Annotated in this window: 1 protein-coding gene; it reads left to right on the plus strand. The window is 57.5% G+C overall.

The window, feature by feature from the left end; genetic code table 11:
* On the plus strand, positions 1–332 hold a 332-nt coding region (locus AB9K26_RS00040; RefSeq protein WP_369970512.1), incomplete at both ends, for a hypothetical protein.

The following is a 332-nucleotide window of genomic DNA, read 5'->3' on the forward strand; positions in this document are numbered from 1 at the left end:
GCGATGCCGGTGACACCGTGACCTACAGTATAGACGGCGGCCCATCGGTAACAGGCGTGATACCTGCTGACGGTACGCTTGAGATCGCAGTTGTGGGGATCACCTCAGCGACGACCATCGATGTCAGCAACGTTTCCAATACGAGCTATGACACCAACCTCACAGACACCAACACTACGACCAACATCGAACCGCTTCCGAACGCCGTTACGGTATCTGCTACCGCACCTAGCGTGTGCTCTGGCGATGACGGGGAGTTCGTGGTCAGTGGCGATGCCGGTGACACCGTGACCTACAGTATAGACGGCGGCCCATCGGTAACAGGCGTGATA

It is taken from the genome of Psychroserpens sp. XS_ASV72 (assembly GCF_041224425.1).
Lineage (GTDB): Bacteria > Bacteroidota > Bacteroidia > Flavobacteriales > Flavobacteriaceae > Psychroserpens.